The sequence below is a fragment of the uncultured Psychroserpens sp. genome (assembly GCF_947492715.1).
Lineage (GTDB): Bacteria > Bacteroidota > Bacteroidia > Flavobacteriales > Flavobacteriaceae > Psychroserpens.
Window position 1 is genome coordinate 1189114 of sequence record NZ_CANLNS010000001.1, and the last position, 14078, is coordinate 1203191.

The following is a 14078-nucleotide window of genomic DNA, read 5'->3' on the forward strand; positions in this document are numbered from 1 at the left end:
TATGACCAAAGATCAATTAATTGCCAAACTAAAAACCATCGTTGAGCCTTATATTCAGGATGAAACTGCCTTTGTAAACCTCTCTGAGGACACCGATTTTATCAATGATTTAAAGATTAATTCTGCCAATTTGGTCGATGTAGTTTTGGATGTTGAAGATGAATTTGATATTCGAATTGAAAATGAGGATATGGAAAAAATGATTTCGGTAAAAGCAGCAATGGCTATTGTTAATGAAAAGCTAGAAGCAAAATGATAGGTAACGATATTGTTGATTTAAAACACATGAATAATACATGCCATTGGCAACGACCTCGTTTTTTAGATAAGGTTTTCACGTTAGAGGAGCAAGAGCTTATTTCGACTTCGGAAAACCAACACGCTATGGTTTGGCTACTTTGGAGCATGAAAGAAGCGGCTTATAAACTGCATGTGCAGCAATTTGGCAATCGGTTTTTTAACCCAAAACGATTACAATGCCAGATCATTTCCGAAGGTAAAGGAAACGTAAGTATTGAGAATCAAGTGTATGTTACATGTTCGACAATTACTGATGATTATGTTTATACTGTCGCTACAAAAGACTTAAATGAACCTTTCAATACTGCGGTTTTTAAATCTGAAATATCCACCTATACTGTCCAGAGCGACGCATTGAAACAAGAGGTACTTAGAACGATATCTAAAACAAAATCGATACCCATTGACACATTAAGTATCAAGAAGAATACACCCGGAATTCCAAAGGTTTTTTATAAGTCAGAACAATATTCAATCGATATGTCATTAACGCATTGCGGGCGATTTTCGGGGTTTGCGTATTAGTTTATTTGCTATAAATTATAGTAGCTTCTGGAAGACATTCTTCAATAATGTGCTTACCCAAATTAAGCCAACGCTTGGCACGATCTAAGACCCAAGCATCAGAGCTTACTACAATATGTTCGCTTTCAGCTAAGCGTTTATCAGGATTATTATCTAGTATTATTTCCCAATTGAAATCATGCGATTCAGCCAATGTTCTTAATATGGTTTTAAGTCGACCACTATTAGAAACAGGTTTGTCAAAAATCCAAATCACTGTATTGTTTTTAAGAAGTTGACCAACAGTAATCAAAGCCTTTTCTGTTTGTTGCACGCGTTTGTAGGTGCCGTGAACACCAGATAAGTCTCTGTAAGCGCCATCTAAACCCTTAAAGAGGTAAGCTCCAGACAAGGCACTTTCTAAAATAATGAGGAGATTAAATCCGTCAATACTAATGGTTTCTGAGGCTATATTTTCGAATGGAATCATGTGAGCTTCTCGTCTTTCTATTTGTTCTTGTGAAGCACTCATGCCTTGAACTGCTTGTTGTTGCCTAACATTTAATCGGTGTTTATTTCCAACGAGTTGCAATGACGATTTTTCGGCATAGCCTCTAGAGAGCAAATAGTGCATATCTGTGATCGCATCTTTAAGTTTCTGATGGATTTTATCAGAACCAAAAAGCTGATCGTCATTACTGTTTTTTCCTCTGTTTCTTATTTTAGACATTAAAATTAATTTAGGAGGTTCTCTATTTCGGTTTAAGTTTAGAAATATCTCCTCTGTATATATTAACAGGAAATATGGTTTTATCTATGACCTGATGTTCCATATCTTCCATTGGAAATATAGGGCGTTTGGTTTTAGAATTAATAACTTTCAAACTCGCTAATTTAGATCCTCCAGAACGTTTTTTATTAATTTTTTTGGCATATTTTACAATTAAACCAACAAGAGCTTCGTGTTCTTTTATGAGTAACGGATTTAAACAGGTTAGATATAAATAATCATGTATAGATTTTCTCACTGTCAAGTCTTGCCCGTATAATTGATGGAATAAAAACCAATATAATTGGTTCTGACTCACAGCTATATTTCTCTCAATTTCAGTAGGAGGAAGAATAAGATTGCCATAAATACTAATGATTGAATTGTCGTCTAAAAACAACAACTCATTATGCGTAACGTTTGCCTTTTTAATGGCACGATTTAATTTTTTATAACGCCAATAAATAATCACGCAAATATCATGAAGTTCTACAGGAAATCCATTTGGATAATGAACATTTTCAGGGTGTAAAAAACCATTTTTATGCTCTAGAAGCACTTTGTAGAATTGTTCATTTAATATCTTGAGTTTCATAAAATCAATTTTAAAAAGGAGCATAAGCAAGACTCGAACTTGCAACCTCGGATTTGATGTCCGCTGTTTTTCCAATTAAACTATTACGCTCCCAGTATTAAATAAAGTGAGGGTGTATGGGATTCGAACCCATATCCTTCTGCGTGACAGGCAGACGCTCTTCCTGTTGAGCTAACACCCAATATTATAAAAGTAGAGAATGTATGAGATTCGAACTCATAACCTCGGGGTTGTCGACCCCGCGTTCTTCCAATTGAACTAACATTCTCCACCATTTTTTTAAAGTAGCAGACGGGACTCGAACCCGCAACCTTCGCTTGGCCGGCGATGTTCTTCCAATGATCTTGAACTACTGCCACAAAAATAACTTACCAAGCTTCAACTCTATAATTTTTCAAGAGTTTTCCGGCTAACTTTTTTTGATGTGTTAATGTCTCGATAATAGGATGAATAATACGAGATGCACCATCTACTGGATCTAAGGGAGGGATATAACCACGTTCATATTGTTTTTCTCTCAATGATTCTATCGCTCCTGTAGAAACCCAGCCAACATCAACGGCACTCATACAAATATTATAACCCTCATATTCTTTGGCTGAGGTTCGTGTGAGCATATTCAAAGCGGCCTTTGTCATATTAGTATGCGGATGAAACACCGTTTTATTAGCATAACTAAACTGGCCTTCAGAAGAGGTTACATTAATAATAAACTTCTGTTTAAATGCAGATGCTTTCATTAATGGCGTAAGCTCCTTTATTAAGAAATATGGTGATATTTGGTTGATTAAATTAACTTCAACCAACTCATACATTGACACATCTTCCAATGTTGAGTTCCAACTGTTTTTAGAGCTTAAATCTACGGGTTGCCCAAAACGATTCAGTTTTAATTCTAAATCACTTACAGATGCAAGTGCTTGCCTGTTTTGAATTATAGGCGTTTTGTTTTCAATAAGCTGTTGAGAAGCCCCATAATTTAAAAGCAACTCTTGCTCGTTCTTAACAATTGGCTCATAATATTGGTCTGAGTATTTTATCGTTTGTGCCGCATTATTTATTAATATATCAAGGCTGTCATGATGAGATGTATAATACGAAATAAAATCTTCAACAGATTTGAGATGCTTTAGATCTAACCCATATATAGTTAAATTGCCCGACCAAACATTATAATCTTTTTCCTTCTGAAAAAGAGCTAATGCCGAAGCAGGAAACCGTGTTGTTACTAAGACATTGGCATGACTTCTTAAAAAACGCAATGCAGTGGCGTAACCAATTTTTACTCGACCTCCAGTTATAATAACATTTCTAGAACTTAGGTCTACAGAGGCAAAACGATTGGCATAATTGAGCTCAGCACATGTTGGACATAACCTATTATAAAACGAATGAACTTCATTATAAGGAGCATTACATGAATAACAATTTTTAGGAATATTGATGGTTTCATAAGACTGCTCTGTTCTTATAAAACCATTATATTCTGTAGTATTGTTTAACGCGTTTTGCGCAATTTTAGAGCTTTTAAGTATTTGCAAATCGTGGGTTCTTTTAGCTTTATAACTAGACGATCTGTTTTGTTTTTTGGCATTCTTATGAATTTTAGAAATCAATGTCCCAAATGTTTGATTATCTGGATTATCTAAGGGCTTGTCTTTTAACTCAGACAAAACCTTTAAGCAGGATTCCCATTCTTTCGATGTGAAATTATACGACTTCATAATTTAAGTTATAAAAAGGGTTCTAAAAAACCTATTAACAATTGATCTTTGTATGACCATCGCATACCATGACCACTTTCTACTCGTATTTCGAAAACGATTTCATGTTTGTAATGATGAAAGGTATTCCACCAGGTATGCTGTTCAATTAGTGTTGTTATGATTTGTTTTACTTTATTTTGTTTTTGCTGCGGTGTCCCTTTTATATTGCCCCAAAAAGCATCTTCAGAGCGGTCTGTATGCTTTTCCCAAGCCCGAACACCTACACTTATTTGTGAGTTAAATGCGCTTAAAGAACTATCAATAAGCACCTGTTTTTTTAATGGTAAACCCTCAATGGTTTTTAGAGTTGCCGACGTTTGTCGTTGCCCCATAATTAAAAGGATGTGATCAAAAGGTGTATTTTGAATCGCTTCCACAAGTTTTGCCATAATAGCTATATCATTACTAATTTTTTCATCTATTATTTCTGAAATATCAGACTCAAAAAACCTGTATGAAGTATCTAAATTTGGCGTTATCTCTTCTGAAAAATGAGGCAATGGCAAATGGTCTGAAACCCCGTTCTCATGAAACCTTATCAACCCTTTTGAAAACCTTTGAATGTGTTCTCGCTCAAAGAACAGTCCATAGGATTTTAGCCAATCTTTGGAAAACAAAGATTTTGCGTCTAATATAAGTTGTGTTAATTGATCTGCTGTCATGATTACTTATGTCTTTGGCAAATATGATACAGTTGTACGCAGTCTTTTTACGTAATGATTAATAGTTGTTATAAAATTCTGTTCTTATAGACGCCAACAATGTATTAATATGAGCCATGTTTGGTCGTTCCATCAAATTAGAGCTTTTATAAATATCGTCTAATTCGCTTTTCATGTGTTCGGCTTTATTAACCAGGTCATCATATTCAAATTCGGCATTTTTCACAGACAATAAAAAATCCCGATCCAAGCGTTTCACATTAATACTCCCATCCAAACCAATTTCTTTTGCCATATGCAATAGCCTAAAAGTATGCATCATGTTTTTAGCATCATAGTTTTTGCTATGAGAGATATTGTTTTTATAGCGTTCCTCATTTCGAATATCTACCCAGTTCCAATACTCTTTATATGTTTTACAATACGCAGAGTAGCCATCCACATTAAAATACAATACAGCTATAGGCTGTTCTGGTTTTGGTACAGAACTTAAACAAACCTCGTTGGCATTAACTCTTGCAATCCCGTTGTAATTTAGATTTTCGTGATAAAACAGGTTGTAACAATCCTTCATGTGAGGTAAATTTACTAGTCCGCAGTGTTCAGCTTTTAAATTATTATTCTTAATAAAATCTTTAAAAGGTATCGATTGTTTATCGGCTCTTATGTAACAAAAATCCTCTACTGTTTTACGCTCTTTATCGATTGGGTTAACAATTTTTTTGTTTAAACCTCTTGCTTTTTTAATTTGAGTAAAGGCATAATTAGCAAAGGTGTTTTTGCAAAGTTTAGATAGAAAGTCTTTTTTTTCAATGCTATCAAAAATGGGATGCTTATACAGGATGCACTCGTCTGGAGCATTTAAAAGTTCTAAGATATTTGGATTGTTTTTAGACAATAACTCTACAAACTTATTCAGTTCATAATAGGCAATGTCATTAGTTTCGTTGTTAACTTGCCCAATATAATTAAGCCCATAAAACAGGTTCTTAGGCAAAATAAAAACGCCTCTTATATCTGTATCAGAAGCGGCAGTATCTAAGCCATATGCTTTACTGCCGCTAATACTTTCAAAGATGATTGCTCCAGATGTTTTAAGATCTTCTATGGTCATGATATTGTGTTTAAGAAGAAACTATTAAATTCTTCTGGATTTGATTTTTTATGCATTACATCGTTTTTTATACGATTATTTTCTGCAACAGTTTCTCTAACCAATGTAATTAAAGTAGGATCAACTGGTTCTTGGCTTTTCTCTATTTCCCGACTTTTCAAATCAATTAAGTCATCTAATATTGAATGATATTTCATGTCGATTATAGGATAGAGCTCTTTAAATAAAACAGGCGGGATGCTCTCTTTTTTATAGATCCAATTGGCACATAAGGCTGTTCTAATCGCATAGAAAAAACTTTTAAGTGTCATTTTTTCTGTATCTAAAGTTTCTTCAAAGCCTTTACTCATACTGCTATAATGGTAAAATCCAGAAACTGGATTAAAGTTATTTGTAGCGAGTGATTTGACGTCATTTAAAAACGATTCATTGGCTCTATAGATTACTGGAGAAAATAACCACCCTAAGAATGAAGCATTTGATTTTGCTAATAGTTTAAGAGCCTTTCTTAAGTCCCACCCTGAACCATCAAGATCGTCATCGGTCATAAACTCTATAGTGTCTTTTTGCTCCCATAGATTCAAATACCAGTCTGTATTGTGTTTGTACACAAAACGAATGTCATAGTCTGAATCTGGAGATTCAAAACCCCAAGCCCTGCTTCCAGATTCCACTGCAAATAGGATCTCTATGTTACGCTCCTTTTCTATCTCGGAGAGTTTTTCTAGTATTTTAGTTTTCATTGTTTTTAATTTTTATTTTCCAAAAGACTATAAGCTATTGATAACCGATTAGCTTCTTCTTTATGTGTTGTGTTTAAGAAACGTTGTTCAATTTTCTCAAGGATTTTTGGATGTGCATATAATTCTGCTAACCTTTCGTTTATAGGCTGAGAATAACCTGTTAAGGCTTTATCTACAATATTTGAAATGAGCTTTTCTGAATCAGATTCTAATAAAATCTTAGATAATGTTTCAAAATCATTGTAAAGTAAATTCAATGAAATGAAATCGTCAATATGTTCCGAGTTCTCATTTAGAGCCTGTATTAGAGCACATTCTAAAACAGAGTTTATAGCTTTAATCTCTTTCGCTTCCCAACCTTCCCATTTAGCATAGTCTAACTTTTCAAAAGTTAAAAAATCCTCTCTTACATCTGCTGAAAATATTACAAGTTCTAGTATTCTTGGTAAAAAGTGCTTGTAATCTTCAACATCTCCAAAAGTGGTCATTGCTGAGGTCATAAAATGATAAATATCGTCTTTATCAAGTGATTTAATAGGCTTAGACAATAGCATTTTTATTTCGGTATCAAAGACGCAACAATCACAACTCCTATCTCTTAAGTTTCCCAATATTGTATAAGATTTAAAAGTATCGTATAGATGATCTATAGCTTTTAAAAGTTGTGTTTTCATTGTTTTTAATTTTTCAAATTATGTATTGAGCGACCTATTAATTCAACGAAGGCATCAATATTATTATTTCTTTTATAAAGATGCTTAAAAGCATTGTAATGTTCCTTATGAATCAAGTTATCGTTTTCAATTTTCACCAATCTCGGGTAACTTCTATTGGAACAATCTTTTACCAAATGTCTAGTAAGTAAATCGTGTGTTAAACTTCTTTCAACCTTGATGCAAATAATATCCTCATATTTTTCCTTAATTACTTTCGAAAGATTATAACGATTATAATAGGCATGAATAAAATAAATTTGACCATTATTGATTTTTAGAAGCTCTTTAAGTTCTGATTTATCCTTACGTTTTTGAATTCCCCCAGAAATAATAGTATAAATTATAATTGGAAGGAAAATAACCGCAGCAATTATGATAATTGGAATGGCAACTATAAAACTCATAAGTCCTCTTATAATTTCTACTATTTTCATGGTCTTGTTTTAAAAAGCAGACCGACTAAAACCAATTAAAGTCAGCCTGCTTTTGCGTTTTCAAAATTCACTTTCTATTTTTTTTACGTTTTTCTCTTCTAATCTTCCAAGGTGCATTTTTTTGCCAGTCGCCTGCCATAATACAACCATAAGGCATCACTTCATCAATAACTTTACCTAAACCAAATTCGTCCATTTGAGTTCTTACGGCTTTTGCATTTTTGTAAGCACTAGGAAGCTCAGTAATATCAATTTCCTTAGAGAAAAAACGAACATCCAAACCTCTAGTTTCTTCATTAAAGATCTGCATGATGCTTCCTGTTTTGCTTTTTCTATGTTGAGTTCTACTCACATTTCTACCAGCACCATGAGGTGCAAAACCTAAATTGGTTGTAGTTGTAGCGCCTTCAACAATTAAAACAGGCTCACTCATGTTTAATGGAATCAATCTCGGACCCGTAATATCTGGCATAAACTTAGCATCTAAAGGCGTTGCACCTTTGGCGTGATAAAACAAATCTCCATCCTTGAACACAAAATTATGTTCGTTCCAATACCTGTTTTCAATAGCGATCTCTAAAGTATCTGCCACCGAATTATGAATCACTTCATGATTGGTTTTTGTCCATTGTCTGATCACCTGCAACGCGTCCCAATATGATTGTCCTTCTTCAGTATCAAAAGGAATCCAGGCGTTTTGTTTTTTTGTGTCTGGCGATAATTCCTTTCTGAAACGTTCGGCTATTTTCATTCCTTTAGTATACAAACGTGCTCCAGGACCTCTTGATCCATGATGCGTTACTAACATGGTATTTCCCGTTTTTTTAGATCTACCAACAAACAAGAAATGATTACCATCACCTTGTGTTCCTAAGTGTGATCTGGCTATTTTCACCATTTCTTTATCATTCAAGAATACGTTAGTTTCAAAAGCCTCTAATAAGTCCTTCGGAAACCGAAATTGAGTGTTTCTATCACGTCCACCAGGACCAAAATGCGTATTGGCGTGAGCAGCGTCAAGGATGTCTTTAGGATCTGCTTTACCGAAATCGGTTAGCATCACCGAGCAGCAAATATCGGCACTATGCATTCCTGGGTGAATGGCGTTTTTTGCAACAGCCACACCTCCAACTGGAATAGTTCCGTCTGGACCAGCAGGACAAGCGTCAGGCATAATTGCACCATCAACAAGTGTTGGTGTTTTCATTAAAGTCTGCATAGAGTTAATCACTTTAGAAACGTTGTCTTCTTCCAGTTCGTTTTCTGCTTTAATATTTATAGAAAATGCCACAGGAGCATTATGCAAAGCTATTGGGTCTGGTGACTTAAATTGTTCTAAGTACGATGCCATAGCCTCACCTTCTAAGCCATTGTCATTAATATGAGCAATAGCTTCTTTCATCCATTTTCCTTGTCTATATCCTAAGGCGATTAAATCGTGACCTGTTGTTTTTGTTTTCATTTTCATTTCCCGTGAAAACGGTTTTTTTTTAAGTTAAACTTTATTTTTAATGAGATTCCTCGACTGTGCTCGGAATGACATTACAAATATTATAACGTATTACGCAGTCTTTTTGCGTAGTTAAATATATGTCTTATTTATAGTGAAATAAGTGAATAATGCTTTGAAAATAGCCTTAATATTTGTGTTAGGATAAAAGCCAGAGCTATTAATACAGTTAATTTCTACAATTTTCCAACCGTTATGTGTTAAGCCAATATCCATTACGAAAGCGTCGGCAATATTAAAAAGGCTTATCATTTGCTTTGCAAACTGAATACCTTCTGGTGGAACATTTAACTCGAATGCGCTGTTTTCATTAAATTTATAATAACCTGCATCTATGATTTGTTCGCCTACAATCCAAAGTCTTGCTTCCTTACGAATGTCTTGTGGCTTTGAGATTTGGATAAGCGTATTTTCGTTGAGGTTTTCTGATCGTTTACTCGCAAGTGCTTCATAAACATAATCAGACCACGTATGCTTGTTGAAAACCTGTCCTGTGAACACTTTTGCATCACGAAAAGGCTTAATAAATAATTGGGTGTTTGTTGTCCAATCTATGTTATCTGTAAGTTTCATGACTTGAAATTCATAGTTTAACACATGGTCTTTGTAGTGTTTTGAATAGATTTCAAATAAGTGATTATTCCCATAAAATGAGTTGGGTTTCCAATCGGTGTATTGCAATGCCAAACGTGCTAATCTTACCGAGCCATATACAAAAATATCTTGTCTATTTGTGTTGAGTTTTAAGTGTTTCGTTTCTTTTAAAACTTCAATGGTTTCATAAGGATAATTTAGCTCATCTAACACATCGTAAATTCTGTTATGATCGGGATCTGAGTATATATTTGATTGAATTAAAAAGTACATGTTTTCAATAGTGTTTGTTTTAAATTAAGCCTACAAGATTGGGCTTGTAGGCTATTGAAACTTCGTTCTAATTAAAAAGTTTTAAAAAACTATCTTTTTCTAAATTTTCCAAAGAGAAATCAAAATCGGCTTCGTCTTTATAATCTGTAATTTGAGCTCCTAAAGCTCTGACTAAACTATCAAAAGATAAAGATTCATTCCATTGTTGATATAAAGCTTTGGTTGCTAAATTTGATACTTCAGAATTACCAGACACTCTAGTGTGACCTGCACCAAAGTTTAATAATACAAAGCACTGTTTGTCTTTTTTGGGAATTAACATTCCTAAAATAGTTTGCTTTTGTACAGACTCACATCTAATATCTGCAAACAGTTTGTTTGGATTCATCATATAGTCTTTAGAAACAGAATCGCCTTTACCGACGATAATTTTGTAGCCACAATCGGCTGCTCCGGAAAACACATTGTTTTGAATCAAAGTAGGAACATTTAATCCCTTGTTAGCATATAAATATTCTACGGCGCCATTAGGTGCTGAGGTTATATCTCCAGAATACATAAGATTGCCTTGTTGTTGATTATATGCGGCATTCCAACCTACTTTACCTGCAATGTTTAAGCCTGATAAATCTAAGTCTCTTGCTCCCCAAGCATCTTCCCAATAAATACCGACTGCTAACTTTTTACCATAGAAACGCGTCCCAGTAGGAATATTTCCCACATACATTTTTTCTGATGTTGGTAAAGCATAAGTAATGTCCTCAGGAAAAAATAAGCGCTTACCTGATAAATCAAAACGTTGTTTTAAATACTTAAGCAAGAACGCGTAATTTTGCTTGAACACCGTGTTTTCAGGAACGACTCCTTTATATTTAGCTGCTTTATTTTTCTTCAAAAGATTAACAAGCATGTTCTTTCTAACTACGGTAGAAACAGTATTAGATTTGACCCAAGATTTACCATTTCTAATTCTGTATAAAAAAGCATCTTGACCTTGGTTTCTGGTGTAGCATGCCGACAATGCTTTAAACAAAGCAAAAGGCGTTGCGTTATCTAACCAGTGAATATCGTTATCTGTTATTAATGCATTTGTGACATCGTTTAACGGATTAGAAATTAAAGGCTTGTGATACGTTTTAGATAGCTTGCTAATCTTGTTGATCGTTTTAGGAGCTTTACTTTTGAATGCCAAAAACAAAGGTTTGAATCGGTTAAAAATTTCCGCAAGTTTTTCTAATCCAAACGTATTAAATGCTTGCGCTGGATTGTATGAACTGTCTTTGATTAATTCAATTAATGCGTCGTTTTTGATTAACAAGGTGGTGTCTGTAGCTCTATAAATGATATACCTAAAAAATTCAACAGGATTACTAGGGTAGATGTCATAATACTCGGCTAATTTTACAACGGCCTCTTTGTTTCTAATGTGTTCTTTGCCAGTAAACGTGTATCCTAATTCATCTACTAAAACAGTAATCAAGGCATCTACTGTGTCTTCTTTTAAAGCCATACCAGATGCTAAGATGTTCAAGCATTTCTGAGTCATCTCATCTATTGAATAGGCATTTATTATCTTATAGCTGAGCTTTACATTTGGAATACTTAAAATTTCTTCTGGAATATAAATGTCATCTCGAAAGTTACTTCCATAGGTTGACAGATAGTGCTTAATTTGCTCCATGTATAACTCATATCTTGAGCTATTTCTAATTTTAAGCCACGACTTGTGGAACGTTTTATTTAGATCATTGCCACTGAGTTTTTCAGCTTTTAAAAAAGCCATGATTCTATCTTTTGCCCAAAGTGCATTTGGTGCTATAATATAGCCTTCATCTGAGATGTATGGCTTGTCGTTTGATGTTTTCGCTAATACGGCGTTAAATAATTTTAATGTATTCATAGTATTCATATTTAAATAAGTGAGGTGTATGGATTTGATTAAAAGTCAATGAAATAGGAACACCTTTTACCTATTATTCTTAAAGACGAAGAGTAATTATCCTGCACCCAATGGGTACAAGTCGTGAATTTATAGGAACTCTATTTGTCTTTTAAGACGAGATGTAGATACAACCAGAAGACCCTTCCGGGCGCTGGACTCGAACCAGCTAATTATAGGAACATCTTATGTCTTTTACTAACGGAAAGTAATTTCTCCGATGAATATTATAGGAACTTTCTGTGTCAGTAATTTTAATGTAGTCCAGGTGGGACTCGAACCCACGCCCCGCGGATTATGAATCTTTACAGGAACTTTTTTATGCCTAAAGCGAAAAGTATTTTCGCTGCTCTACCTTCTGAGCTACTGGACTATTTTTTTAAAAAAAGCGTTCTGAGAATACCTTCGCTTATAGACAAGCTTTCCTAGAATTATAACTTTCGTCTTCTCTAGTTTTCCACATTCTTCTCATTGCTTAGAGTGTCATGTACTTGTCTGATGCCTATTTACATTGTAGCTGTTCGGCAACTTAGACTTGGCTTGCATAGTGGCTTATTGCCACGCTTTGCAATTACGAGGGTTGGCTCCCTCACCATTCGTAGGCGTCCTCTCTTGAGGCGGCCTACTAGAATGTTCACCGCACGACAAAGGTTTGCGACCTTCATCGCCCCATATATTGCAATGGGTTTAGGCAACTACTAGCTGCTACAATGTTCGAAGTCTTTTGCGTTTACGATATGGGAAAAACCCAACTTCTGTATGTGAAATAACAGCGTTCTATAATTGAACTATATCTTTTGACCTAGGAGAAGGGCTTCGAAAATGGCTTCGTAGATTTTAGCCTACAAAATACCAACCTTCTCCTTGTGTACTTCCCAGTACACGATATGTTAAGCTACCGAACCGTTTCCAATCGGGTAACTCTAATATTGCAATACGCTCCGTTCGGTTGGATGACCTATACGTAACCTATTACTACAACTTTTCCTATTGATGTCTCCATCGCAAGCCTATCAAGTGTCGGCTACAAACCCTCTTTTACTTCAGCGGTTGCCCCTTGCAAAAAGTGGTTTGTGTTAGTTGCTTGCTTACCTGTACTATTTTCAAAAGAAAACAGTCTCCATTCACAGTGCCTGTAAATAGATTTATCCTTGTTGCCAAGTTTATCTAAGGACGATAAGCCGCCCTATCAAGCGATAATCGAGATTAACGCATGATGATTTTTTTATGATTGAAGCTCTAATCTGAGCTTCATTTTTATTTCAATGAACTTTTTTATTAAGCTCCACCAGAATCCCTCGGTCTGGTGGAGCACTACTACCAAAGTCTAACTAACAAGACTTCTTTATGATTACACTGCAAATGTTTAACCCTATTGCGCAATCATTTTGCGTAGTAAAAAAATAGTTTAATTTTCACAACTTTTTATAATGACATCTAGGACTTTTTCTGGGTCGCAAGCATAAATTCCTGAGCTATATACAGGGTTTGCTTCAATTATGGCCCATCCTAAATCTTTAATGTATCCAAAGTCTACAACAATGGCTTCTGGAAGTTTTACGTTTGAGTCATTTAAAAATGCACGTGTAAACTTTTCAAAACCATCCTTGTCTTTCGGAATATTAGAATCAATAAAATAGCGTCCATTTTTAAGATATGTTGAATAGGTTTGTATGGTGTTATTTAGAACAAATGTTCTAACCTCACAATCCCATTCTACAACATTACTTGTATATACATATTGATCTTTATCTAAGCTATGATATCCATTAATAGCTTCTTTAGTTTCGTACACACCAGCTTTAAAATATTTTGTATCTACTGGTTTAATGAAACTTTCATTTATTGAAACATCTTTCAATCTTTGGTGAACTACCGTTCGTTTTAAATACTTATTAGGAACACGAGCCAACCAATTTCCTTCTACATTAGATAAATGGAAACCACATTGGTGTGCGACATGTGTTGTAAAAAAATCTTCACCATAAACACCTACTATGTTTTTGCGCTCATTAAAAGGAACATTCCATTTTATGCAACGCAAACTTTTTAAATCTCTACTATATGTTGCCTGATTTATTAAGTTAGAATCTGTGCTATAAATAGGCGATAATGCTATGTATTTTGTTCTCATTTTATTTTTTAATTACCATATAATT

14 protein-coding genes and 4 tRNA genes are annotated in these 14078 nt (G+C 34.5%); 2 read left to right on the plus strand and 16 right to left on the minus strand.

What is annotated here, in order from left to right:
- Nucleotide 1: 1 nt before the first annotated feature.
- Both Q0787_RS05300 and Q0787_RS05305 read left to right on the plus strand, forming a co-directional pair.
- On the plus strand, nt 2–256 hold the full coding sequence (locus tag Q0787_RS05300; RefSeq protein WP_298901212.1) for an acyl carrier protein: 255 nt from the start codon (nt 2–4) through the stop codon (nt 254–256).
- Entirely contained in the window at nt 253–825 is a 573-nt protein-coding gene (locus tag Q0787_RS05305; RefSeq protein ID WP_298901213.1) for a 4'-phosphopantetheinyl transferase superfamily protein, read from the plus strand. Before Q0787_RS05300 ends, Q0787_RS05305 begins: the two co-directional genes overlap by 4 nt.
- Nucleotide 826: 1 nt before the next feature.
- Here Q0787_RS05305 and Q0787_RS05310 read toward each other — a convergent pair whose 3' ends face one another.
- The 16 genes from Q0787_RS05310 to Q0787_RS05385 all read right to left on the minus strand — a co-directional run bounded on the left by Q0787_RS05310 (nt 827) and on the right by Q0787_RS05385 (nt 14053).
- The gene (locus tag Q0787_RS05310; RefSeq protein ID WP_298901214.1) at nt 827–1534 is read right to left on the minus strand and encodes a DUF434 domain-containing protein; all 708 of its coding nucleotides are present in this window, start codon (nt 1532–1534) and stop codon (nt 827–829) included.
- A gap of 22 nt (nt 1535–1556) precedes the next feature.
- The gene (locus Q0787_RS05315) at nt 1557–2168 is read right to left on the minus strand and encodes a hypothetical protein (protein WP_298901215.1); all 612 of its coding nucleotides are present in this window, start codon (nt 2166–2168) and stop codon (nt 1557–1559) included.
- 108 nt (nt 2169–2276) lie between these two features.
- Nucleotides 2277–2348: transfer RNA gene (locus Q0787_RS05320), tRNA-Asp, on the minus strand.
- A 15-nt stretch (nt 2349–2363) separates the two neighbouring features.
- Nucleotides 2364–2436: transfer RNA gene (locus tag Q0787_RS05325), tRNA-Val, on the minus strand.
- A 15-nt stretch (nt 2437–2451) separates the two neighbouring features.
- Nucleotides 2452–2527 (minus strand) — tRNA-Gly (locus tag Q0787_RS05330).
- A 9-nt stretch (nt 2528–2536) separates the two neighbouring features.
- Nucleotides 2537–3892, minus strand: coding sequence for an SDR family oxidoreductase (locus Q0787_RS05335; protein WP_298901216.1), 1356 nt, complete (start codon nt 3890–3892; stop codon nt 2537–2539).
- Between the two features lie 8 nt (nt 3893–3900).
- Entirely contained in the window at nt 3901–4596 is a 696-nt protein-coding gene (locus Q0787_RS05340; protein ID WP_298901217.1) for a hypothetical protein, read from the minus strand.
- A gap of 58 nt (nt 4597–4654) precedes the next feature.
- On the minus strand, nt 4655–5710 hold the full coding sequence (locus tag Q0787_RS05345) for a nucleotidyltransferase domain-containing protein (protein ID WP_298901218.1): 1056 nt from the start codon (nt 5708–5710) through the stop codon (nt 4655–4657).
- A complete protein-coding gene (locus Q0787_RS05350; RefSeq protein WP_298901219.1) occupies nt 5707–6453 on the minus strand; it encodes a nucleotidyltransferase domain-containing protein in 747 nt (248 codons plus the stop codon). The genes Q0787_RS05345 and Q0787_RS05350 overlap by 4 nt, the downstream gene beginning before the upstream one ends.
- A 5-nt stretch (nt 6454–6458) precedes the next feature.
- Nucleotides 6459–7127, minus strand: coding sequence for a hypothetical protein (locus Q0787_RS05355; RefSeq protein ID WP_298901220.1), 669 nt, complete (start codon nt 7125–7127; stop codon nt 6459–6461).
- A gap of 5 nt (nt 7128–7132) precedes the next feature.
- Entirely contained in the window at nt 7133–7603 is a 471-nt protein-coding gene (locus tag Q0787_RS05360) for a hypothetical protein (protein WP_298901221.1), read from the minus strand.
- A gap of 67 nt (nt 7604–7670) precedes the next feature.
- Nucleotides 7671–9071, minus strand: a complete 1401-nt coding sequence (locus Q0787_RS05365) for an RtcB family protein (protein ID WP_298901222.1) — start codon at nt 9069–9071, stop codon at nt 7671–7673.
- 114 nt (nt 9072–9185) lie between these two features.
- Nucleotides 9186–9980 carry an ATP-grasp domain-containing protein gene (locus Q0787_RS05370; RefSeq protein ID WP_298901223.1) on the minus strand — a complete coding sequence of 265 codons (795 nt, stop codon included), beginning with the start codon at nt 9978–9980 and terminating at the stop codon, nt 9186–9188.
- A 67-nt stretch (nt 9981–10047) separates the two neighbouring features.
- Entirely contained in the window at nt 10048–11880 is a 1833-nt protein-coding gene (locus Q0787_RS05375) for a hypothetical protein (RefSeq protein ID WP_298901224.1), read from the minus strand.
- Between the two features lie 299 nt (nt 11881–12179).
- Nucleotides 12180–12292: transfer RNA gene (locus tag Q0787_RS05380), tRNA-Met, on the minus strand.
- A 1035-nt stretch (nt 12293–13327) separates the two neighbouring features.
- Complete coding sequence (locus Q0787_RS05385) at nt 13328–14053, minus strand: ATP-grasp domain-containing protein (protein WP_298901225.1); 726 nt, start codon at nt 14051–14053, stop codon at nt 13328–13330.
- Between the last annotated feature and the right edge of the window lie 25 nt (nt 14054–14078).